This is a genomic window from Kitasatospora brasiliensis (genome assembly GCF_032654805.1).
GTDB classification, from domain to species: Bacteria; Actinomycetota; Actinomycetes; order Streptomycetales; family Streptomycetaceae; genus Kitasatospora; species Kitasatospora brasiliensis.
Window position 1 is genome coordinate 63,640 of record NZ_JAUOOW010000009.1, and the last position, 18,300, is coordinate 81,939.

Annotated in this window: 18 protein-coding genes and 3 pseudogenes; 10 read left to right on the forward strand and 11 right to left on the reverse strand. The window is 73.9% G+C overall.

The window, feature by feature from the left end; genetic code table 11:
• Window positions 1–93 precede the first annotated feature (93 nt).
• The gene (locus QWJ13_RS30525) at window positions 94–1,374 is read left to right on the forward strand and encodes a metal-dependent hydrolase family protein (RefSeq protein WP_316528556.1); all 1,281 of its coding nucleotides are present in this window, start codon (window positions 94–96) and stop codon (window positions 1,372–1,374) included.
• Window positions 1,375–1,509: 135 nt separating this feature from the next.
• Here the strand turns inward: QWJ13_RS30525 and QWJ13_RS30530 are convergent, their stop codons facing one another.
• Window positions 1,510–2,892 (reverse strand): MBL fold metallo-hydrolase, encoded by a 1,383-nt coding sequence (locus QWJ13_RS30530; protein WP_489753403.1) that lies wholly within the window; start codon window positions 2,890–2,892, stop codon window positions 1,510–1,512.
• Window positions 2,774–3,133 carry a hypothetical protein gene (locus QWJ13_RS34485; RefSeq protein WP_489753404.1) on the reverse strand — a complete coding sequence of 120 codons (360 nt, stop codon included), beginning with the start codon at window positions 3,131–3,133 and terminating at the stop codon, window positions 2,774–2,776. Before QWJ13_RS34485 ends, QWJ13_RS30530 begins: the two co-directional genes overlap by 119 nt.
• Window positions 3,134–3,504: 371 nt before the next feature.
• Between QWJ13_RS34485 and QWJ13_RS30535 the strand changes: the two genes are divergently transcribed.
• From QWJ13_RS30535 to QWJ13_RS30545, 3 genes are all read left to right on the forward strand, one after another.
• Complete coding sequence (locus tag QWJ13_RS30535) at window positions 3,505–3,894, forward strand: rhodanese-like domain-containing protein (RefSeq protein WP_432277632.1); 390 nt, start codon at window positions 3,505–3,507, stop codon at window positions 3,892–3,894.
• Entirely contained in the window at window positions 3,891–4,640 is a 750-nt protein-coding gene (locus tag QWJ13_RS30540) for a sulfite exporter TauE/SafE family protein (protein WP_316528559.1), read from the forward strand. Before QWJ13_RS30535 ends, QWJ13_RS30540 begins: the two co-directional genes overlap by 4 nt.
• Window positions 4,641–4,710: 70 nt before the next feature.
• A complete protein-coding gene (locus QWJ13_RS30545) occupies window positions 4,711–5,292 on the forward strand; it encodes a rhodanese-like domain-containing protein (protein ID WP_316528561.1) in 582 nt (193 codons plus the stop codon).
• A gap of 90 nt (window positions 5,293–5,382) precedes the next feature.
• On the opposite strand, the pseudogene QWJ13_RS30550 reads toward QWJ13_RS30545, so the two are convergent.
• Window positions 5,383–5,610, reverse strand: a pseudogene (locus QWJ13_RS30550) (hypothetical protein); the annotation flags it as partial.
• Between the two features lie 75 nt (window positions 5,611–5,685).
• Here QWJ13_RS30550 and QWJ13_RS30555 point away from each other — a divergent pair.
• From QWJ13_RS30555 to QWJ13_RS34440, 3 genes and pseudogenes are all read left to right on the forward strand, one after another.
• On the forward strand, window positions 5,686–6,429 hold the full coding sequence (locus QWJ13_RS30555) for an SOS response-associated peptidase (protein WP_316528563.1): 744 nt from the start codon (window positions 5,686–5,688) through the stop codon (window positions 6,427–6,429).
• Window positions 6,430–6,464: 35 nt separating this feature from the next.
• A complete protein-coding gene (locus QWJ13_RS30560; protein WP_316528564.1) occupies window positions 6,465–6,815 on the forward strand; it encodes a nuclear transport factor 2 family protein in 351 nt (116 codons plus the stop codon).
• Window positions 6,816–6,857: 42 nt separating this feature from the next.
• Window positions 6,858–7,070, forward strand: a pseudogene (locus QWJ13_RS34440) (IS5/IS1182 family transposase); the annotation flags it as partial.
• Here the strand turns inward: QWJ13_RS34440 and QWJ13_RS30565 are convergent.
• The 6 genes and pseudogenes from QWJ13_RS30565 to QWJ13_RS30590 all read right to left on the reverse strand — a co-directional run.
• Window positions 7,071–7,267, reverse strand: a pseudogene (locus QWJ13_RS30565) (VOC family protein); the annotation flags it as partial. It lies immediately after the preceding pseudogene.
• A gap of 344 nt (window positions 7,268–7,611) precedes the next feature.
• Window positions 7,612–10,113 (reverse strand): class IV lanthionine synthetase LanL, encoded by a 2,502-nt coding sequence (gene lanL / locus QWJ13_RS30570; protein WP_316528565.1) that lies wholly within the window; start codon window positions 10,111–10,113, stop codon window positions 7,612–7,614.
• 53 nt (window positions 10,114–10,166) lie between these two features.
• Window positions 10,167–10,322: an SflA family class IV lanthipeptide gene (locus tag QWJ13_RS30575; RefSeq protein WP_316528566.1), complete on the reverse strand. Its 156-nt coding sequence runs from the start codon at window positions 10,320–10,322 to the stop codon at window positions 10,167–10,169.
• 187 nt (window positions 10,323–10,509) lie between these two features.
• Window positions 10,510–11,421 carry a phytoene/squalene synthase family protein gene (locus QWJ13_RS30580; RefSeq protein WP_316528568.1) on the reverse strand — a complete coding sequence of 304 codons (912 nt, stop codon included), beginning with the start codon at window positions 11,419–11,421 and terminating at the stop codon, window positions 10,510–10,512.
• 101 nt (window positions 11,422–11,522) lie between these two features.
• On the reverse strand, window positions 11,523–12,761 hold the full coding sequence (locus tag QWJ13_RS30585) for a styrene monooxygenase/indole monooxygenase family protein (protein ID WP_316528569.1): 1,239 nt from the start codon (window positions 12,759–12,761) through the stop codon (window positions 11,523–11,525).
• Between the two features lie 192 nt (window positions 12,762–12,953).
• A complete protein-coding gene (locus tag QWJ13_RS30590) occupies window positions 12,954–13,604 on the reverse strand; it encodes a pyridoxamine 5'-phosphate oxidase family protein (protein WP_316528570.1) in 651 nt (216 codons plus the stop codon).
• Between the two features lie 184 nt (window positions 13,605–13,788).
• Between QWJ13_RS30590 and QWJ13_RS30595 the strand changes: the two genes are divergently transcribed.
• Complete coding sequence (locus QWJ13_RS30595; protein ID WP_316528571.1) at window positions 13,789–14,232, forward strand: aminotransferase class IV; 444 nt, start codon at window positions 13,789–13,791, stop codon at window positions 14,230–14,232.
• Window positions 14,233–14,242: 10 nt separating this feature from the next.
• Here the strand turns inward: QWJ13_RS30595 and QWJ13_RS30600 are convergent, their stop codons facing one another.
• Window positions 14,243–15,427 carry an MFS transporter gene (locus QWJ13_RS30600; protein ID WP_316528573.1) on the reverse strand — a complete coding sequence of 395 codons (1,185 nt, stop codon included), beginning with the start codon at window positions 15,425–15,427 and terminating at the stop codon, window positions 14,243–14,245.
• A gap of 167 nt (window positions 15,428–15,594) precedes the next feature.
• Here QWJ13_RS30600 and QWJ13_RS30605 point away from each other — a divergent pair, with 167 nt between their 5' ends.
• Window positions 15,595–16,959: an FAD-dependent oxidoreductase gene (locus QWJ13_RS30605; protein WP_316528575.1), complete on the forward strand. Its 1,365-nt coding sequence runs from the start codon at window positions 15,595–15,597 to the stop codon at window positions 16,957–16,959.
• Between the two features lie 136 nt (window positions 16,960–17,095).
• On the opposite strand, the gene QWJ13_RS30610 is transcribed toward QWJ13_RS30605, so the two are convergent.
• Entirely contained in the window at window positions 17,096–17,713 is a 618-nt protein-coding gene (locus QWJ13_RS30610; RefSeq protein WP_316528576.1) for a TetR-like C-terminal domain-containing protein, read from the reverse strand.
• A 351-nt stretch (window positions 17,714–18,064) separates the two neighbouring features.
• Here QWJ13_RS30610 and QWJ13_RS30615 point away from each other — a divergent pair, with 351 nt between their 5' ends.
• Window positions 18,065–18,262, forward strand: a complete 198-nt coding sequence (locus tag QWJ13_RS30615) for a hypothetical protein (protein ID WP_316528577.1) — start codon at window positions 18,065–18,067, stop codon at window positions 18,260–18,262.
• Window positions 18,263–18,300 lie beyond the last annotated feature (38 nt).

The window sequence follows — 18,300 nt, forward strand, 5'->3', positions numbered from 1 at the left end:
CGGAGCACTTGCGGAAACAGGATCGACCTGCCTGAAGCATCCGCTCGGGTGTCCCCTCTGGTGACCTCCCCCCAGCCGGTCGAGGATGGCGGCATGGATGCCGACGACTCCGCTGCCGGGCTGCTGGTGACGAACGTGCGCGTCTTCGACGGAATCGGCGCCGAGGCGGTGCCGGGGCACGTCCGGATCGAGCGGGACCGGATCACCGAGGTGGTGCTCGGCACCCCGTCCCCGCGCGGCGCCCGAGGGGCGACGGTGCTCGACGGAGGCGGCCGCACGCTCATCCCCGGGCTCACCGACGCCCATGTCCACCTGTTCGCGATCGGCGGCACCATGGCGGACCTCCAACTGGGACCGACCGGCACCGTCTACTACCAGGCCCTGGCCTCGGCCCGCGACATGCTGATGCGCGGCTTCACCACCGTCCGGGACATGGCCGGCGACACCGAGCCGCTGCGGCGGGTCCTCGACGGAGGGCTGTTCCCGGGCCCGCGGATCTACCCCAGCCAGGCGGCCGTCTCCCAGACCTCCGGACACGGCGACTTCGGGGCCGTCCACGTCACCCCGACCGCGTTCGGCGGTCCGCAGGCCCGCACCGAACAGCTCGGGTTCACCCGGGTCGCCGACGGACCGGAGCGGGTGCTCGCGGCGGTGCGCGAGCAGCTGCGAAAGGGCGCCGCACAGATCAAGCTGATGGCCGGCGGCGGAGTCGTCTCCGACTTCGACCCCTTGGACGTCCTCCAGTTCACCAGCGCGGAGCTGGCGGCAGCGGTGGCCGCAGCCACCGACTGGGGCACCTACGTGACCGCGCACGTCTACACCTCCGAAGGCGTGCGCCGCGCGGTGGACGCCGGAGTGCGCTGCATCGAACACGGCCACCTCGCCGACGAGAACACCATCCGCCACCTCGCGCAGAAGAACGTGTGGCTGAGCACCCAGCCCTTCGAAGTCGACGACCACCACTACGCTTCCCCGGACAACGACCACAAGAACCGCGAGGTGTGCGAGGGCGTCGCCCGCACCTTCGGCTGGGCACTCGAACACGGCGTACGGCTCGCCTTCGGCACCGACCTGGTCTTCGACCCCGAGAAGGCCTCCCGGCAGAACGAGATGCTCGTCCGACTCGGCCAGTACCTCAGCCCAGTCGAGGCCCTGAAGCTGGCCACCTCCGGCAACGCCGGACTCTTCCGCATGTCCGGCCGCCGCGACCCCTACCGCGCGGCGCCCCTCGGCATCATCGCCCCCGGAGCCTGGGCCGACCTCCTGGTCGTCGACGGCGACCCCACCACCGACCTGTCCGTCCTCGCCGACCCCGGCCGCAATCTGCGCCTCGTCGTCAAGGACGGCGTCGTCCACAAGAACCGGCTCGACTGATCCACTTCCGATGCCTGTTCGGTGGGTCTACCGCGCGGCATCCGAGGTCGGCCCCTGCCCCCTACCGGTTCGGGCGTGGACGCGATGTGAAGCCTCAGTTGAGGATCACCGGCGTCCACGCCCGAACGGTTGGGCTCAGCCCTGGGCGGGGTGGGTGAGGGCTTCCCAGGCGCCGTAGCCGCCGAGGAGGTCGGAGACGTCGGTGTGACCGTGGCGGCGGAGCAGGCTGGCGGCGATGGAGGAGCGGTGGCCGCCGGCGCAGTGGACGACCAGGGGGCGGTCGGTGGGGATCTCGTCCAGGCGGGCGGGGAGTTCGGCCAGGGCGATGTGCAGGGAGCCTTCGACGGCGCCGCCTTCGCGTTCGCCGCAGGTGCGCACGTCCAGGACGGTGGGGGGCTGCTCGCCGGCGAGGGCGGTGCGGAGCTGGTCGGCGGTGAGGCGGCTGGCGGGGGTGAGGTCGTCGGCGAGGGCGGGCAGGGCGCCCGCGGGGTTGCGCAGGTAGCCGGCGATGTGGTCGAAGCCGATGCGGGCGAGGCGGGTGACGACCTCGTCCTCGCGGTCCTGCGGGGCGATGATCGCGATGGTGCTGTCCGGGGTGAGGACGGTGCCGGCCTGTTCGGCGAAGCGGCCGTCGAGGGGGACGTTGACGGCGCCGCGCACGTGTCCCGCGCCGAAGTCCTCGGGGCTGCGGGTGTCGAGGACGACGGCGCCCGCGGCGCGGGCCTCCTTGAAGCCTTCGGGGCACAGCGGCCGGGCCGCGTTCTCCCGGTCGAAGAGCCCGCGCTCGCGACGGTTGAGGTCGGCGTCGTGGCCGAAGTAGGCGGGGGCGGCGGACTGGCCGGCGGTGACGATGCGGACGAAGGTGTCCTGGTCCATCGGCTGGCAGGCGTAGTTGGTCCGGCGCTGCGCGCCGATCGTGGACTGCTTCTCGGTGGAGAGGTTCTTTCCGCAGGCGGAACCGGCGCCGTGGGCGGGGAAGACCAGGGTCTCGTCGGGCAGGCCCATCAGCTTGCGGTGCACGCTGTCGTAGAGCATCGCGCCGAGTTCCTCGGCGGTGACGCCGGCGGAGGCGAGCAGGTCGGGGCGGCCGACGTCGCCGATGAACAGCGCGTCGCCGGTGAGCACGCCGTACGGGACGGTGTCGTCGGAATGCTCGAAGACCAGGATGCTGATCGACTCGGGCGTGTGGCCGGGGGTCTCCATGATCTCCAGGGTCACGTCGCCCAGCTCGATCCGCTCACCGTCGGCGAGCTTGCGGATGGCGTACTCGGTCTCCGCCCGCTGCCCGTACCCGATCCAGGCGCCGGTGCGGTCGGCCAGTTCGAGGTGTCCCGCGAGGAAGTCGGCGTGGAAGTGGGTGTTGATGACACCGACGACGGTCAGGCCTCGCGCCGTGGCGTCAGCAAGGTACTCGTCGACGTCCCGGCGGGGGTCGACGATCACGGCCTGGCCGCTGGTCTCGTCGGCGATCAGGTAGGACGCCTGGGAGAGACAGTCGAGGTAGTACTGGCTGAAGATCACGGGGTTGTCTCCTTCGTTGGGGTCTGAGCAGCCGGCCACACGGTCCAGCATACCCAGGGGGGTATTTATTGCTACAAACGAACCTGTCGAAGCGCTCCTTTTGTCCTATGAACGCTTCCACGGCCTTGTGGTCGAAGGTGCCCATGCGGCGACTTCCGAAAGCCGGCAGGAGGTGGTTCTTCAGGATGGAGTCGATGTTCCGCAGCGAGGTCGGACTCTGGCGGCGCCGGCCCTTCAGCCACCTGGCGGTGCAGGCCGGGCGGAAACGTCAGACTCGCGATGGCTGGGCGGAGTACACGGGGAACCCTCCTGGGTCTCGGGCGCCGCAGCGCCATCTAGATACCCCCAGCGGTATATTTCCGAGCATACGGCTTCTCGGTCCGATACGGACTGGGGTATCCGGAACGATTTCGATAATACCCCCCGGGGTACTATGGTGGACATCGAGGGGGACGGCCACCGCCGCCGAGCCAGGTACGGACGGGGCCGAGGAAGCGCCGGTCACGCCGCCGCACCGGGCCGCCAGGCCGGTACGGACGCCCGCGAGACCCACGGCGCCCCCGACACTCCGGACCAGTGCGGTCCGGTCCGCACCACTGGAGAAACCGCATGCCTTCGATGCCGCACACCCCTGGACCGAACACCCCCGGGCAGGCGGGCCCCGGCCAGACCACTCCCGGCCAGGCCCACGAGCTCGCCCGCACCGGCGCCGCCGTGCTGCTCGACGTCCGTGAGGCCGCCGAGTTCACCGCCGGGCACGCCCCCGGCGCGCTGCACCTGCCGCTGATCGGGCTGGTCGCGGGCGTCCCGCTGCCTCCCGAGGCGGCCGGGCGCACCGTGCTCGCGATCTGCCGCTCCGGCAACCGCTCCCAGCGCGCGGCCGAGGTGCTCGCCGGACGCGGCGTCCAGGTGCTGAACGTGGCCGGCGGCATGAGCGCCTGGGCGCTGTCCGGCCTTCCGGTCACCACGCCCGGTGGCAGCGCCGGGCACGTCATATGATCACGCTGCTCCTGGCGCTCGCCGCCGGTGCGGTGGTCGGGCTCGCGCTCGGCGGCCTCGGCGGTGGCGGCAGCATGCTCGCCGTCCCCGCCCTGGTCTACCTGCTCGGCTTCACCCCGGCGCTGGCCACCACGGCCAGCCTGGTGATCGTCGCCGCGACCTCGCTGACCGGGCTGCTCGCCCACGCCAGGGCGGGCCGGGTCCGCTGGCGCACCGGCGCGCTGTTCGCCGCCGCCGGACTGCCCTTCGCGATGGCCGCCGGAGCCCTGTCCGCCCATCTGCCGGGCTCGCTGCTGACCGGCGCCTTCGCGGTGCTGGCCGCCCTCGCCGCCTGGCGGATGCTGATGCCGCCCAAGGCCCAGGCACAGGACCGTTCCGCCGCAGGGCCCGGCCGCTCCACGGCGGCGGGTGCCGGACTCGGCGCGGTCACCGGGCTGCTCGGCGTCGGCGGCGGCTTCCTCGCCGTACCGGCCCTGGTCTCGGTGCTCGCCTTCACCATGGCCGAGGCGGTCGGCACCAGCCTGCTGGTCATCACCGCCAACTCCTTCGCCGCCCTGCTTCCCCGCCTCGGCGCGACCGGGGCGATCGACTGGGCCGTGGCCGCCCCCTTCACCGGGGCCGCGATCCTCGGCGCCTGGGACGGCAAGCGGCTCGCCGACAAGCTCAGCGGACGCACCCTCCAGAAGGCCTTCGCCGTCGCCCTGCTCGGCGTCGCCGCGCTGATGCTGGTCACCACCCTGAGCTGACCACCGCGTCCGCCCCCCAGACCCACTCACCACCGACAGCTCCACCCATCCCGAGAGGACCCACCGCCCCATGACCACGCCGCTGACCGTCGAGCAGTTCCAGCCCCGCCTCGGACAGCTCACCCTCATCGACGTCCGCTCCCCCGGCGAGTACGCCGCGGGCCACATCCCCGGCGCCCTGAACATCCCGCTCGACCAGCTCGACCGCGCCCTGCCCGCGCTGCGCGAGGCCGCCGCGCAGAACGAGATCGCCGTCGTCTGCGCCGCCGGCCCGCGCGCCGAGAACGCCTGCCGCCAGCTGGCCGACGCCGGCATCCCCACCCTCACCCTGACCGGCGGCACCAACGCCTGGGCCGGCGCCGGCCGGCCGCTGAACCAGGTGACCGGCGCCCGCAAGGTCTGGGCGCTGGACCGACAGGTCCGCCTGGTGGCCGGCTCGCTGGTCATCGCCGGCGTGCTCGTCGACCTCGCCCTGCCGGGCGCCCGCTGGTTCTCCGCGGCCGTCGGCGGCGGGCTGGCCTTCTCCGCGCTGAGCAACACCTGCGCGATGGGCTCGATGCTCTCCAAGCTCCCCTTCAACCGGCCCCGCCCCGGCACCCCGGGCCTGGAGCAGACGCTCGCCAACCTGAAGAGCTGCCCGATCGAGTGCTGAACCCGGCTCCCCGTACGTGAAGGCCCCTGCCCCCGTCAGGCAGGGGCCTTCACCGCTCCCGCACGCCCGCCCCGAGCGCCCGGCCGGCGACCGCACCAGCGCCGCCACGCCCAGGCCGAAGATCAGTACGCCCGGCGGCACCTGGACCGACGGGAGGTGCGCGATGCCCGGCACCACCCGCGCCGAGGCGAATACCAGGAAGCCGGAGGCGTACAGGATCGGACGCGGCCATCCGGCACCCGGCTTCCAGGCCAGGACGGCGGCGAGCAGGTGAAGCATCGAGGCCGCGGACATCACCCGCGTCTGCGCCGTCCGCAACCCGGAGAAGATGCGCCCGTGGGCGGAGCGCGAGTGCTGAGCGCCCTTGTCGGTGCCGCGTGGCAGGCTGGGGGCATGTGCGGCCGCTTCGTCTCCACCACCACGCCCCAGGACCTCGTCTCGCTGCTCGGAGAACTCCGGTGGGACCCGGCCGAGACCTTCGCGCCGAGCTGGAACGTCGCCCCCACCGACCCGGTCCCGGCCGTGCTGGAACGCGTCGACCACGAGACCGGCGAGCTGCTGCGCCAACTGCGGCCGCTGCGCTGGGGATTGGTCCCGTCCTGGGCCAAGGACCCGTCCGGCGGCGCCCGGATGATCAACGCCCGCTCGGAGACGGTCGACACCAAGCCGGCCTTCCGCAAGGCCTTCACCGCCCGGCGCTGCGTGATCCCCGCCGACGGCTACTTCGAGTGGCGCGAGGTCCCCGCCACCGCCGACCGCAAGAAGTACAAGCAGCCGTACTTCCTCAGCACCGGCGGTGTGATGCTGATGGCCGGCCTCTACGAGTTCTGGCGCGACCGCACCCGCCCCGAGGACGACCCGCTCGCCTGGCTCGCCACCGCCACCGTGATCACCACCGACGCCACCGACTCCGCCGGCCGGGTCCACGACCGGATGCCCCTCACCGTCGCTGCCGACGACCTCGCCACCTGGCTCTCCCCCGCCCCCGCCGACCCCGCCGGACTCCACCACCTGCTGCGCCGCCCCGCCGACGGTGCCCTGCACGTGCGCGCCGTCCCCACCACCGTCAACAGCGTCCGCAACAACGGCCCCGAGCTGCTGGACCCCGCCCCGGACCCGCTGGGTCTGGCGGACTGACACCGAACCAGGGAGATCGTATGAACGGAGTTCGCATGAACGACCCGAACGGCACCCCCGCGAGCGTCGTCGAGGCGGCGTTCCGCTGCTACCGCTCGCAGGACCGGGAGGCGGCCCTGCCGCTGTACGCCGAGGACTTCACCTTCACCAGCCCGCAGGACGACCACATCGGCAAGGAGGCGTTCTTCCGGCGCTGCTTCCCCACCGCCGACCGGTTCAGCGAACAGCGGCTGCTGCACGTCACGCCCGCCGACGGCGAACTCGTCTTCGTCCACTACGAGTACGAGCCGGCCACCGGCGGCCGGTACCGCAACATGGAGGCGATCACGGTGCGGGACGGGCTGATCCGGGAGGTGCAGGTCTTCTTCGGCGGCCGGATCGCCTGAGGGGAGTCTCCTGTGATCACGGCGTCCGAGCCGTCCTGGACCGACGGCGGCCACCCGGGAACCGGCCTCGTCATCCCGCACCGCCGACCCCGAGGCGGCGAACCGACTGGCCGGCAGGCCGCACACAACCACGACCGCCAACGGGTTCGCGCCCGCGTCCAGCACGCCTTCGCCCGGATGAAGACCCGGAAGATCCCGCGCGACTGCCCCTGAGAGGCGACGGTGTGCGCCTACGCGATGCACGGCGTTGCCCGCCCGCGGGGCCACACCCGAAGGATCAGTGCACGCGAAGTAGTTCTCATCCTCGGGCGGCAGCGAGCGGTGGTGCTCCTCCCACGTGGCAAAGCCCTCCGGGACCGAGGCATGACGTATCCCGGCACCTCGCACCAGAAGGCGGCGAGGCGCACGGGCTCCGCGCAGTCGAAGGTCCGGCCGCGGAAGGTTCGCGGCAGCCAGAACTCCAGCGCGCCGGCGGCGTCGACGCCCGGCCCGTACCGGGCGCACCACTCCTGCCGGGCGGCCTCGTCCGGGAAGCCGCGGACGACGGCGACCTCCGGGTCCCGCTCGCCCCAGCAGCCCCAGCGGCCGGAGGGGCCGGTGACTGCGACGGCCTGCGCCATGGCGTGGATCGAGTCCAGGAAGGGCCGGCCCGATTCGTCGAACCCGACCTCCGCCCAGTAGTCGTCCGGCGTGGCGTCGACGGGCACGACGTGGAGGCGGAAGGCAGGAAGGGCGTTGCCGCGATCGGTCACGGGCCGAGGGTATCCGTTCCATGATCATCAGGAGCGTCCCAGGGTCAGCCCAAGGGCAGCAGGCCCGGTACCGGGCCGCCGCGCCGGGTGAGGCGGCGCAGGAAGGTGGTGACGCCCGGGGTCCCGACCGCCCAGGCCCGGGATTCCGCGTCGGGCCGGCGGCCGGGCAGCAGCGGCCGGTTCGGCGGGCCGCCGGCCCGGGTCAGGATCAGTGCGGCCAGTTCCTCGGCGGCGGCCCGGTGCCGGGCCTCGCCGGTGGCCTCCGCGAGGTCGACGAGCAGGTCACCGACGCCCGCCAGGCCGCAGCAGCGGAAGACCTGCGCGGTTCTCGGGGCGAGCGCCCGGCAGGTGTCGGCGGCCTCGGCGGCCAGCGCCAGCAGCGCGTCGTCGCCGTACCGCCGGCCGGCCTGGACCAGCAGGGTGCCGAGCCCGGCCAGCCCCCGGCACCAGGCGAGGTAGCGGCGGGTCGCCCCGGGGGCGCGGGCGGCGGCGAGGATGCCGGGGAGGTCGGCGGCGAGACCGTCCACGATCCGGCGGGAGGTGCGCCGGGAGGCCTCGTCGGGCATGGCGAGCAGGAAGTGGGCGATGCCCGCGCGGCCGTGGGCGAAGCCCTCGGCGAGGGCGGCGGTGCCGGGGTTGGGCTCCTCCCCGAGGTTGTCGAGGGGGTGGGCGCTCAGCCGGGCGGCGCACTCGGCCGCCGCCGCGCGGTGCGCGGCGGCGTGCGGGCCGACGGCGGCGAGCAGCAGGTGCCCGGTTCCGATCCCGGCCGCGCCGGCGATCTGGTCCGTGCCCGTCCCCTGGTACCGGCGGTGCTCCGGGGGTTCGGTGCCCAGCGCGGCGGCGGCCTCGGCGAGGAACAGGTCGACGCCCAGGCGCCCCTGGTACAGCGAGCCGTCCAGGCGGCCGAGAGCCGGGTGGGCGGCCGTCCAGCGGGCCAGTTCGGCGGCGGCGGCGCGGGCGTCCGGGCGGTCCGGGTGCTGGAGCAGTTCGAGGCCGAGGCCGGCCGCGCCGTCGTACAGCGAGAGCAGGGTGCGGGGCCGCTCGGTGCCCGGACCGGCGGCGACCAGTTCGCCGGCCATCCGTACGCAGGTGGTGACGGTGTGGTCGAGCGCCTCGGCCGCCCGGCCGCCGCCCGGCCGCGCCGAGGCCCTGCGGCGTGACGGCGTCCGTCCCTCCCGCAGCAGCGCGGCCGTGGCGGTGCGCCGCAGCGGGTCGAAGCTCAGCAGGTCCTCGATCAGCTCCGCCGCCGGGTGGCCGGGTTCCGGGAGGGCGGCGCGCAGGCAGGCCAGGGTGCGGTCCCGGTTGGTCGCCGGGTCGCGGTCGATCACCACCGGGTCGAGGCCGGTGAGGGCGTGGTGCAGGGTGGTGCCGAGCGCGTAGAGGTCCTCGGCCGGGTCCGTCCCGGTGGCGCCGGGCAGGCCGTACCCGGCGGTGGCGCCCGGCGGGCGTTCGCCGTCCAGGGCGCTCACCCCGAAGTCGACCAGCGCGGGCCGGCCGTCGTGGTCGAGCACCACGTTCGCGGGCTTGAGGTCGCACACCACCACGCCGCGCGCGTGCACCGCGTCCAGCACCCGCAGCAGCCGGCCCGCCAGCGTCCACCAGCCTTGGCCGTACGGGCCCGAGGTGAGGACCCGGCGGCGCAGGTCGATCCGCCCGCAGGCGCCGCTGACCAGGTACTCGTCGGTGCCGTGCCGGAAGTAGTCGACCAGCGGCGGCACTCCGGGCACCCCGGCCAGCGCGGCGAGCACCCGGCGCTCGTGCCGCAGCCGGCCGCGCGCGTCGGTGCCCGCGCCGTCCTCGGCGACGAAGGCCCGGGCCTGCTTGACCACCACCTCGCGTCCGGTGGCGAGTTCGACCGCGCGGTAGACGTGGCCGCTCGGCGCGCGGGTGATGCCGGCGGTGATCCGGTAGCGGCCGTCGCCGACCTTGGTGGTCGCCGGCCGGGCGGGGGCGCCGGGCTCCTCGAACGGGTCACTCGCCCAGGGCGGCCGACGGTAGCGGGCCTCGGCCAGGCCGGGGAACACCGAGCCGTCCGGGCCGGTCATGCCGGCTTCCGCCTCGTCCTCGGTGACCCGGAACGGCCCGTAGCGGTAGTACACCGGGGCGTCCGACCGGACTGGGCGGTCGCTCACCACGGCGGGGCCGTCCCAGCCGGCCAGGCCCTGCGCCAACTCCTGCCCCAGTGACCGGACTTCCTCCGGTCGGGGGTACACGGTGACGGCCTTGCCGACGGCGGCGGCACCGTGCCGGCCGCTGTTGAGCTCTCCCAGCGTGGCGGCATCGAGCGCGAACTTCACGTCGCAGACGCGGCGCAGCAGGATCGGGAGCGCCACCTCCAGCAGTGCCGCGAGCCGCTCCGGGCGGGCGGACAGGTGCAGCTTCCAGCCGTGGGCGAGCTGCGGCATCCGGGGGTCCTGGAGGTACCACCACTGGCCGTCGCCGCGCAGCGGGCGGTGCGGGCCGGGGGTCTGAGCGGCCAACTGTTCGGCCCGGAAGCGTAGTTGGGCCGATGCCGCGGCGGAGCCGGGCTCGGGCGGTGCGCTCATCGTTCCGTCCTCCCCGGTCCGCCGTGGCCACCGCTTCTTCGGATCCGGGTGGATCAGGAGTTGAACTCACAGGGGAAGCGGGTCGGGACGTACGTCACCCACGGGTCGGCGAGGCAGGCGACCGGGGCGAGGTCGACGTCGAACGTGTCCTCGAAGACGATGGCGTCTTCGTCGATCTCCAGTGGTCCGGCGTCGCGGACGTCAGTCATCAGGGCACTCATGGGGGTCCTCCCAATGAATCGGGTCGTTGGGTCCTGCACGCTGAGCGGGCTCATGCTAGCCAGGCCGCCCGACCCGGGACAGGGGGCCGACCGACCCGCCGGATCGGCTACGACAAAGGGAGGTTCCGTTTGTGGACGCTACCTCCGCCCGCCCTCACCAGGTCCGATACCCGGGTCAGCCGCGCGACCGGCGGGCCCGGAGGTACTCGCGGGCCAGCAGCCGCAGCGCGGCGGGCTTGGCGGGCCCGGCCGAGCGGCGCAGGAGGGCGCCGAGGTCGGCCCGGGCGGCGGCGCCGGTGAGCTCCTCCACGCCGACGATGCAGCGAACCATCGGCCGGTGGGCGGGCGGCACCAGGTCGATGACGGCCTTGCCCTCGGCGAGGGTGCGGCCGGCCCGGTCGAGCGAAGCGGCAAGCAGGGCCCGGACGGCGGGCAGGTCGCGGGCCTGCTCCAGGTCGGCGCGGGTGACGCCGTGCTCCGCGAGGGTCTGCTCGGGGATGGTCAGCCGGCCGTCCGCGAGGTCCTCGGCGAGGTCGTTGACGAAGTCGAGCCGCTGGCTGCCGTCGATGAAGGTGCGGCAGGCGGCGCGGTACTCGCGCTGGTCGCCGTCCGGGCCGATCAGCGCGGCGACCACCATGAACGCGGGCAGCGAGTACCCGTCGACGTAGGCCTGGTAGTCCTGCTCGGTGGCGAAGCCGGTGAAGTCCAGGTCGGCCTCGGTCGCGGCGAGGAAGTCCAGCACCCGCTCCCGCAGGACGGGGTGGGCCTCGATGCTGTTCAGCAGGGGGCGCAGTTCGGGGTCGTCGCTGCGGTCGGCGGCGAGGCTGTCGGCGACCTGCCGCTGCCAACGGGCGGACGCCGCCCGGCGTTCGGCGATCGGGCCGCTGTCGATCAGGGTGTCGGTGCGGTGCATGAAGGCGGCGGCCGCGATCACATGCGGGACCATCCGGGCGGGCAGCAGCAGGTCGGCGGCGAGGGCGATCTCCCGCTTGTACCGGGCGACCTGCCGGCGCTGCCGGCCGTAGTCGGCCCGCAGCCCGGCCTCCCGCACGCCGGCCGCGTCCAGCGCCCTCTCCCACCTGCCCATTGCCCTGCCCACCCCATCGCTTGTTCGACAGGGGCCGAGCGTAGCCGGTGGGAGCGGAATGGCCTATTCCAGGCCTGGTTCACGGCTCGCCGCGCCGCCGGTCACCGGCCGGCCGCGACCGAGTCCAGGTAGGCCTCCGTCCTGGCCGGGTCGAAGTACCACTCCTCCAGGTCCGCCGGATCGTCGAAGGCGTTGGCGAACCGGCGGGCCACCGCGGGCAGTTCACCCCCGGCCTCGATGATCCGCAGGACGTGCGGGGGCGGCGGCGCGAGCAGTTGGTTGCTCCAGTCGGTGGAGGGGGCGACGATCCGCCAGAACCCGTCGAAGGCGGCCTGCTGGAAGGCCCGGTCGAAGGGCTTGTCGCCATGGGCGAGGATCGCCGCCAGGTAGGAGGCGGCACACTTGGCGGCGTTGTTGGAACCCTGGCCGGCGATCGGGTCGTTGAGGACGACCACGTCCGCGACGCCCAACACCGTGCCGCCGCCGGGAAGTTCGCCGATCGGGCGGCGCACCCCCGGGGTGAAGCGCCCGGCCAGCGTGCCGCCGGCGTCGGTGAGTTCGACCCCGGCGCGGGCGCGGTCGTACTCCCACGGGGTGAAGGTCTTCATCAACTCCAGTGTCACCCTCAGGTGTTCGGCCGGATCGCGGATCCCGTCGAAGACGTCCGCCGGGCCGCCGGGCAGCGCCTCCCAGCCCAGGATGTCGCAGGGCCCGTCCTCGGTCAGCGCCGGCACCATGAAGAGCTCGCCGACGCCCGGCAGCAGGTTGCAGCGCACCGCCGGGAAGTCGTGCTCGGGGCGCTGCCCGAGGCCGCGCACATAGCTGACGGCCAGCGCGCGCTGCGGCCGCTCGTACGGGGAGCGCTCGTGGTCGCGCTCGAACAGCGAGGCCAGCGAGCCCTTTCCGGAGGCGACCAGCACCAGGTCGTACGCGCCGGCCAGGTTCTGGAGGTCGGCGGCGGTCACCTGGCGCAGCTCGACCCGGCCGCCGCGCCGGGCGAACAGCTCCAGCCAGGTGGACATCTTCAGCCGCTGGTCGACGGACTGCGCGGGGGCGTCCAGCCGCCCGACCCAGTCGATCGTCCGCGCCGACTCCGGCTCGGCCACCGACACCCCGAGGCCCTCGATCCGGGGCGCCCGGTCGGCCCACAGGTCCAGGCCCTGGGCGCGCTCGGTGCGCAGCGCGGAGTCGAACATGCACTGGCTGGACATCACCCGGCCGCCGCGCACCTCCTCCGGGCCGCGGTCGGTCAGCACCGTCACGTCGTAGCCGTGGGCCTGGAGCCCCAGGGCCAGTTGGAGTCCGGCCTGTCCGGCGCCGACGATCAGAACTCTGCGCATCGCCCCTGCTCTCCTGGTGGTACATCCCGGACCGGCGGCCCTGAGCACCTTGGCCCGGCACCCGGCCGCCACTGGCCCTGCTTATCAGTCATCGCCGCGCCAGTCCACGGGGCCGGGCCGGCGCCCGACGACACCATGGAGATCGCCCAACACCCCATCATGGAAAGGGACATGGGACTCCCGCACGGCGCCTCAGCCGGTGACCAGCCGCCGCCCCTTGATCTCCTCCGGGTGGATGCGCACCCAGCGCGGCCGCTCCCCGCCCGCCCAGGGGGCCGCGCCGGGCAGGCCGGCCAGGCGCTTCAGCTCGTGGGGGTCGTCCACGTAGTGGGCCGGGCCGAGGGCGAGCACGCTCCAGCCGCGGCCGAGGTACTCGTCGATGTGGTCGACCTGGAAGGAGACCCCGGCCCCCTCCTCCGGGGCGGCGGCGTCGTGCTCGCCGGTGCGGTAGGCGAAGCAGCCCTGGTCGACCACGTAGTTGACCGGCAGCACCACCGGCCCCGGCTCGACCGGCAGCGCGACCCGGCCGATGCCGTGGCTGCCGACCAGGTGCCAGCACTCCTGCTCGGTGAGGTCGAGCAGCCGGGGGCGCGGACCGGGGCCGCCCTGTCCGGGCGGGGCGTCGGTGCGGCCGGACAGCAGCTCGGCGCGGGTGCTGCCGAGGGCGGCGGCGATCCGCAGGAAGCCCGCCGGGTCGAAGGCCGGCCCGGCGTCGACCAGCAGCCGCAGGTAACGGGGGGCCATCGCGGCCCGGTTGGCCAGGGCGTCCTCGCTGAGGCCCAGCTGCTCGCGCCGTTCGGCGATCCGGCGGGCCACGACGGCGGGGTCGGGGGTGTCGTGCACGGTGGTGACTCCTCGGCTTGCCGGGGGCCGGCGAGCCGCCTCCGGGCGTTGACCAGGCCGGGCCCATCCAAGCGCCCGGCCTGCGGCAAGTCGAGCAACGGCCGGGCCCGTGCGTGTCGGTCCGCGGCCCCGTACCCGGTGAAACCCCCGTCGCCCTGGGCGGCGCTGTGGAAGCATGGCCCGGGTGCTGAACATCGAGATCAACGGTCGGCCCGCCGAAGTCGAGGACGTGCACCGGGTGGCGGTGCGCAACTTCGGGCACTTCACGTCGATGCAGGTGCGCGACGACGTCCTGTTCGTGGGGCGGGACGGGCGCCTTCGCGAGGGCTCGGTGTGGAACGTCGCGTTCTGGGACGGCCGGCAGGTCGTCTGGCCCGACGCGGACGTCCTGCCGGGTGTCACGATGCAGCTGCTGCAACGCGGCCTGACCCGGGTCGGAGTGCCCTGGGCGGTGCTGCCGCTGACCTCCGCCGACCTGCCGAGCCTGGAGGCCGGCGCGGCGGCCAACTCCCTGTGCCCCTGCCAACCGCTGGCCGGCATCGACCGGACGGCCTTCCCCGGCGACGGGGGCGCGCTGGTCGAAGCCCTCGGCGCCGCCTGGGCCGGCGTCCCCTGGGACACCCTCTGAAGCCACGCTCTCAGCCGCCGCTGCCCCGACCCCCGCGGCGGTCGCGCCAGGCCGGGGCGAGCGCGGCGAGCATCACGACCGCGGTGAGCACGAACGCCCACGGGTAGCCCGTCCGGCTCGCGACCGCCCCGAAGGCGACCGCGCCGATGCCCATCCCTCCGTCGTAGGCGACGTTCCACAGGGCCGTCACGGTGCCGTACCCGGCCGGCGGCACGCGGGTGTACATCAGTGCCAGCGTCGCGTTCTGCGCGACACCGAAGCCCGCGCCGAACACCGCTGCCCCGGCCACCACCGCGACCGCGCTGCCGGTCGAGGCCAGGAGCAGCACCCCGGCCACGGCCGCCAGCAGGGCGGGCAGCACCAGCCCGGCCGGGCCCCTCCGGTCCCCGTACCGCCCGGCCAGCCAGCGGGTCAGCACCGTGGCCGCGGGCTGGACCACCAGCGCCACCGCGACGACGGCGGCGGACGGTACGGCGAGCGGCAGGAAGGTGACCATGATCCCGGCCGCCAGCGCCGTGGCGGCGAACGCCAGGGCCGGGCGCAGCAGCGCGCCGCTGCGCAGCCCCTGGCGCAGGCCCACCGTCGGCCCGGCGGCCCGGGTGCGGTCGGGCAGCGCCGGGACGGAGGCCACCGCGGCCAGTGGCGCCGCCGCCCCGATCGCGAACACCCAGGACCAGCCGACGTGTTGGGAGAGCCAGACGCCGAGCGGCAGACCGAACAGGGCGGGCACTCCGGCGACCACGCCGATCAGCGCGAGCCCTTCCCCGCGCCGTTCGGCCGGGATCAGCGCGGCGGTCAGCGCGCCGCCCGCCACCAGGGCGACCGCGAAGCCGAGTCCGCGCAGCAGGCAGACCGCCAGCACCGCCGCCATGCCGCCGGTCCACACCAGCACCAGCGTGGGCGCGCCGAGCAGCACCAGCCCGGCCGCCAGCACCGGGCGGTAGCCGAAGCGGGCGGTCAGCGACGGGGTGGCCAGTTCGCCGATCACGGTGGCGAGCATCAGCGCGCCGGTGGCCAGGCCCGCCGCGTGCTCGCCGCCGGACTCCTGGGCGTACAGCGGCACGGCGGAGAGCAGCAGGTTGAATCCGATGGCGGAGCCGAGCAGGGAGACGAAGCGCAGCAGCAGGGGCCGTGTCACCAGCGGCGGCCGGTCGCGGCCGGAGCTCGCCGTGGCGGAGTCGGTCGTCGTGGTCACCCGGCGACGCTACCGGCCCGGACGGCCCCGCCGATAGGCCCCGCCAAGCCATAGGGCAAACCTATGACCTCATAGATCAACACCGCCTACTTCACAGGTCAGCCATCAGGTTTGCTACAAAGGTTCAAACAACCTTGCGCCGCGCCCGACCGGAGGACCACCCCGTCATGCCCCGCCCGATCCGAGTCGCGATCGTCGGAGCCGGCCCCGCCGGCATCTACGCCGCGGATGCCCTGCTGAAGTCCGACGCCGCCCAGGCTCCCGGCGTCTCGATCGACCTGTTCGAACGGATGCCCGCCCCCTTCGGTCTGATCCGCTACGGCGTCGCGCCCGACCACCCGCGCATCAAGGGCATCGTCACCGCCCTGCACCAGGTGCTCGACAAGCCCCAGGTCCGGCTGTTCGGCAACGTCGACTACCCGACCGACCTCGCCCTGGACGACCTGCACCGCTTCTACGACGCGGTGGTCTTCTCCACCGGCGCGATGGCCGACCGCGCCATGGACATACCCGGCATCCACCTCGACGGGTCCTACGGCGCGGCCGACTTCGTCTCCTGGTACGACGGTCACCCGGACGTGCCCCGCACCTGGCCGCTGGAGGCCGAGAAGGTCGCCGTCCTCGGTGTCGGCAACGTCGCCCTGGACGTCGCCCGCATCCTCGCCAAGACCGCCGACGAGCTGCTGCCCACCGAGATCCCGCCGAACGTGTACGACGGCCTCAAGGCCAACCGTGCCGTCGAGGTGCACGTCTTCGGCCGCCGCGGCCCGGCCCAGGCCAAGTTCAGCCCGATGGAGCTGCGCGAGCTGGACCACTCCCCGACCATCGAGGTGATCGTCAACCCCGAGGACATCGAGTACGACGAGGGCTCGATCGCCGAGCGCCGCGCCGTCAAGCACGTCGACCTGGTCGCCGCGACGGTGGAGAACTGGGCGATCCGCGACGTGGGCGACCGCCCGCACCGGGTGTACCTGCACTTCTTCGAGTCCCCGACCGAGGTCCTCGGCGAGGACGGCCGGGTCGTCGGCCTGCGCACCGAGCGCACCGAGCTGGACGGCACCGGCAACGTGCGCGGCACCGGCCGCTTCACCGACTGGGACGTGCAGTCGGTCTACCGCGCGGTCGGCTACTACTCCGACGAGCTGCCCAAGCTGCCGTTCGACCCGGTCGCGGGCACCGTCCCGCACGAGGCCGGCCGGGTCCTGGACGGCGACGGCTCGCACCGCACCGCCACGTACGTCACCGGCTGGATCAAGCGGGGGCCGGTCGGCCTGATCGGCCACACCAAGGGCGACGCCAACGAGACCGTCGCCTGCCTGCTGGACGACCACGCGGGCGGCCGACTGCCCGGCGCGGAGGAGCCGGACCCGGCGGCGGTCGAGGAGCACCTGCGCGCGCAGGGCGTCCGGTTCACCACCTGGGACGGCTGGAAGCTGCTGGACGCCCACGAGCGGGCGCTCGGCGAGGCCGAGCAGCGCGAGCGGGTCAAGGTCGTCGAGCGCGAGGACATGCTCCGCCACAGCGGGGCCTGAGCCGACCCGCCCTGAGGGCCTGGCACCGAGCCTTGTCGCCGAAATCCCGCGGGAATTCCTTCCGGAACCACACCCGCGGGATTTCGGCCGGTGACGACATTGCCCGGCCGCGTTTCGCGACGAGGGGTCTCCCCCGTCAGGGACGGACGATCGGCAGCAGCAGCTCGTCCACGATCGCCGACGGGTCGAGCCGCACCACGTCCCCGCCGCACATCTTGATCCGGTACAGCATCAGCGCCGGCACCAGGTCGGTGACCAGTGGGGTGACCGCCCCGGGGCGGACCTCGCCGCGCGTGGTGCCGCGGTCCAGCACCTCGGCGATCAGCGCCGTGGTCGGCTCGACCACCCGCCCCACCACGATCTCCACGAAGGCGTGCGCCCGCTGGTGGTCCAGCTCGCTCATGATGGCCCGCACGGCCGCGCCCAGCTCGCTGAACATGGCGGTGCGCAGCCTGGTGACCACCTCCAGCAGGTCCCCGCGCAGGCTGCCGGTGTCAGGGGCCGGACCGGCCGGCGGCAGGCTGGCCCGCAGCGCGTCCTTGACCAGTTCCTCCTTGGACGACCACCGGCGGTAGAGGGCGGCCTTGCCGGTCTGCGCGGCGGCGGCCACGCCCTCCATGGTCAGCCGGGCGTAGCCGACGGTGGTGAGCTGTTGGACGACCGCCTCGTAGATGGCGCTCTCCAGCGCCTCGCCGCGCCGCCGCAGCGGGGCGCCCGTCACCGGTCCGTGCCCGGTATCCGTTTCAGCGGTCATGGTTGCGCACCTTCTTCAGTCGCCCTTCCTCGATGCCGTCGCTTCACGCGTTCGCCCACGGACCTCCGGAAATCCGGCTCCGGCCGCGCCATGGTGAATGCATTTCGTATATCACGGGCATCGCCGGGGGCTACTGTCGATGTTAGTGAACGAACCCGTTCCCGACGCCGGTCCCGACCCGCCATAGCGCGTTCCGGTGTCCATCTCCGGCGGTTTCCGTCCGGTGTTGGCCCATCCGCACGACAGGACCGGGAGGGGACCATGGCCCCATGCGGCTGGGGCGGGGTCGGCGGTCGGATGGGAGGGCAGGTCGAAGCGGACCTGCCTGCGGAGATTCCCGTGGAGGACCCCATGACCGACAGAACGGCCGGCACCGCGCTGGTGGCCGCCGGTGTCGCCGCCGTCTTCGCCGCCGTGAGCGTCGCTGCCGCCATCCGGGCGTGCAGGTGCCCGGTCCCGGGCACCGAGGGCGCGCCCGGAGCGAAGCGGCCCCACCGCGGCGGCCACGGCACCATCCACACCCACGGCTGCTCACCCCCGGACTGCTGACCAATCACCCCCGAATCCTTCGAAGCTCCCCGCCCCCG

Excerpts from the sequence above, each read along its gene's own strand:
- QWJ13_RS30525 (WP_316528556.1), top strand. The coding sequence starts at position 94 with ATGGATGCCGACGACTCCGCTGCCGGGCTGCTGGTGACGAACGTGCGC.
- QWJ13_RS30535 (WP_432277632.1), top strand. The coding sequence starts at position 3,505 with ATGCCTTCGATGCCGCACACCCCTGGACCGAACACCCCCGGGCAGGCG.
- QWJ13_RS30540 (WP_316528559.1), top strand. The coding sequence starts at position 3,891 with ATGATCACGCTGCTCCTGGCGCTCGCCGCCGGTGCGGTGGTCGGGCTC.
- QWJ13_RS30545 (WP_316528561.1), top strand. The coding sequence starts at position 4,711 with ATGACCACGCCGCTGACCGTCGAGCAGTTCCAGCCCCGCCTCGGACAG.
- QWJ13_RS30555 (WP_316528563.1), top strand. The coding sequence starts at position 5,686 with ATGTGCGGCCGCTTCGTCTCCACCACCACGCCCCAGGACCTCGTCTCG.
- QWJ13_RS30560 (WP_316528564.1), top strand. The coding sequence starts at position 6,465 with ATGAACGACCCGAACGGCACCCCCGCGAGCGTCGTCGAGGCGGCGTTC.
- lanL (WP_316528565.1), bottom strand. The coding sequence starts at position 10,113 with ATGAGCGCACCGCCCGAGCCCGGCTCCGCCGCGGCATCGGCCCAACTA.
- QWJ13_RS30575 (WP_316528566.1), bottom strand. The coding sequence starts at position 10,322 with ATGACTGACGTCCGCGACGCCGGACCACTGGAGATCGACGAAGACGCC.
- QWJ13_RS30580 (WP_316528568.1), bottom strand. The coding sequence starts at position 11,421 with ATGGGCAGGTGGGAGAGGGCGCTGGACGCGGCCGGCGTGCGGGAGGCC.
- QWJ13_RS30585 (WP_316528569.1), bottom strand. The coding sequence starts at position 12,761 with ATGCGCAGAGTTCTGATCGTCGGCGCCGGACAGGCCGGACTCCAACTG.
- QWJ13_RS30605 (WP_316528575.1), top strand. The coding sequence starts at position 15,595 with ATGCCCCGCCCGATCCGAGTCGCGATCGTCGGAGCCGGCCCCGCCGGC.
- QWJ13_RS30610 (WP_316528576.1), bottom strand. The coding sequence starts at position 17,713 with ATGACCGCTGAAACGGATACCGGGCACGGACCGGTGACGGGCGCCCCG.
- QWJ13_RS30615 (WP_316528577.1), top strand. The coding sequence starts at position 18,065 with ATGACCGACAGAACGGCCGGCACCGCGCTGGTGGCCGCCGGTGTCGCC.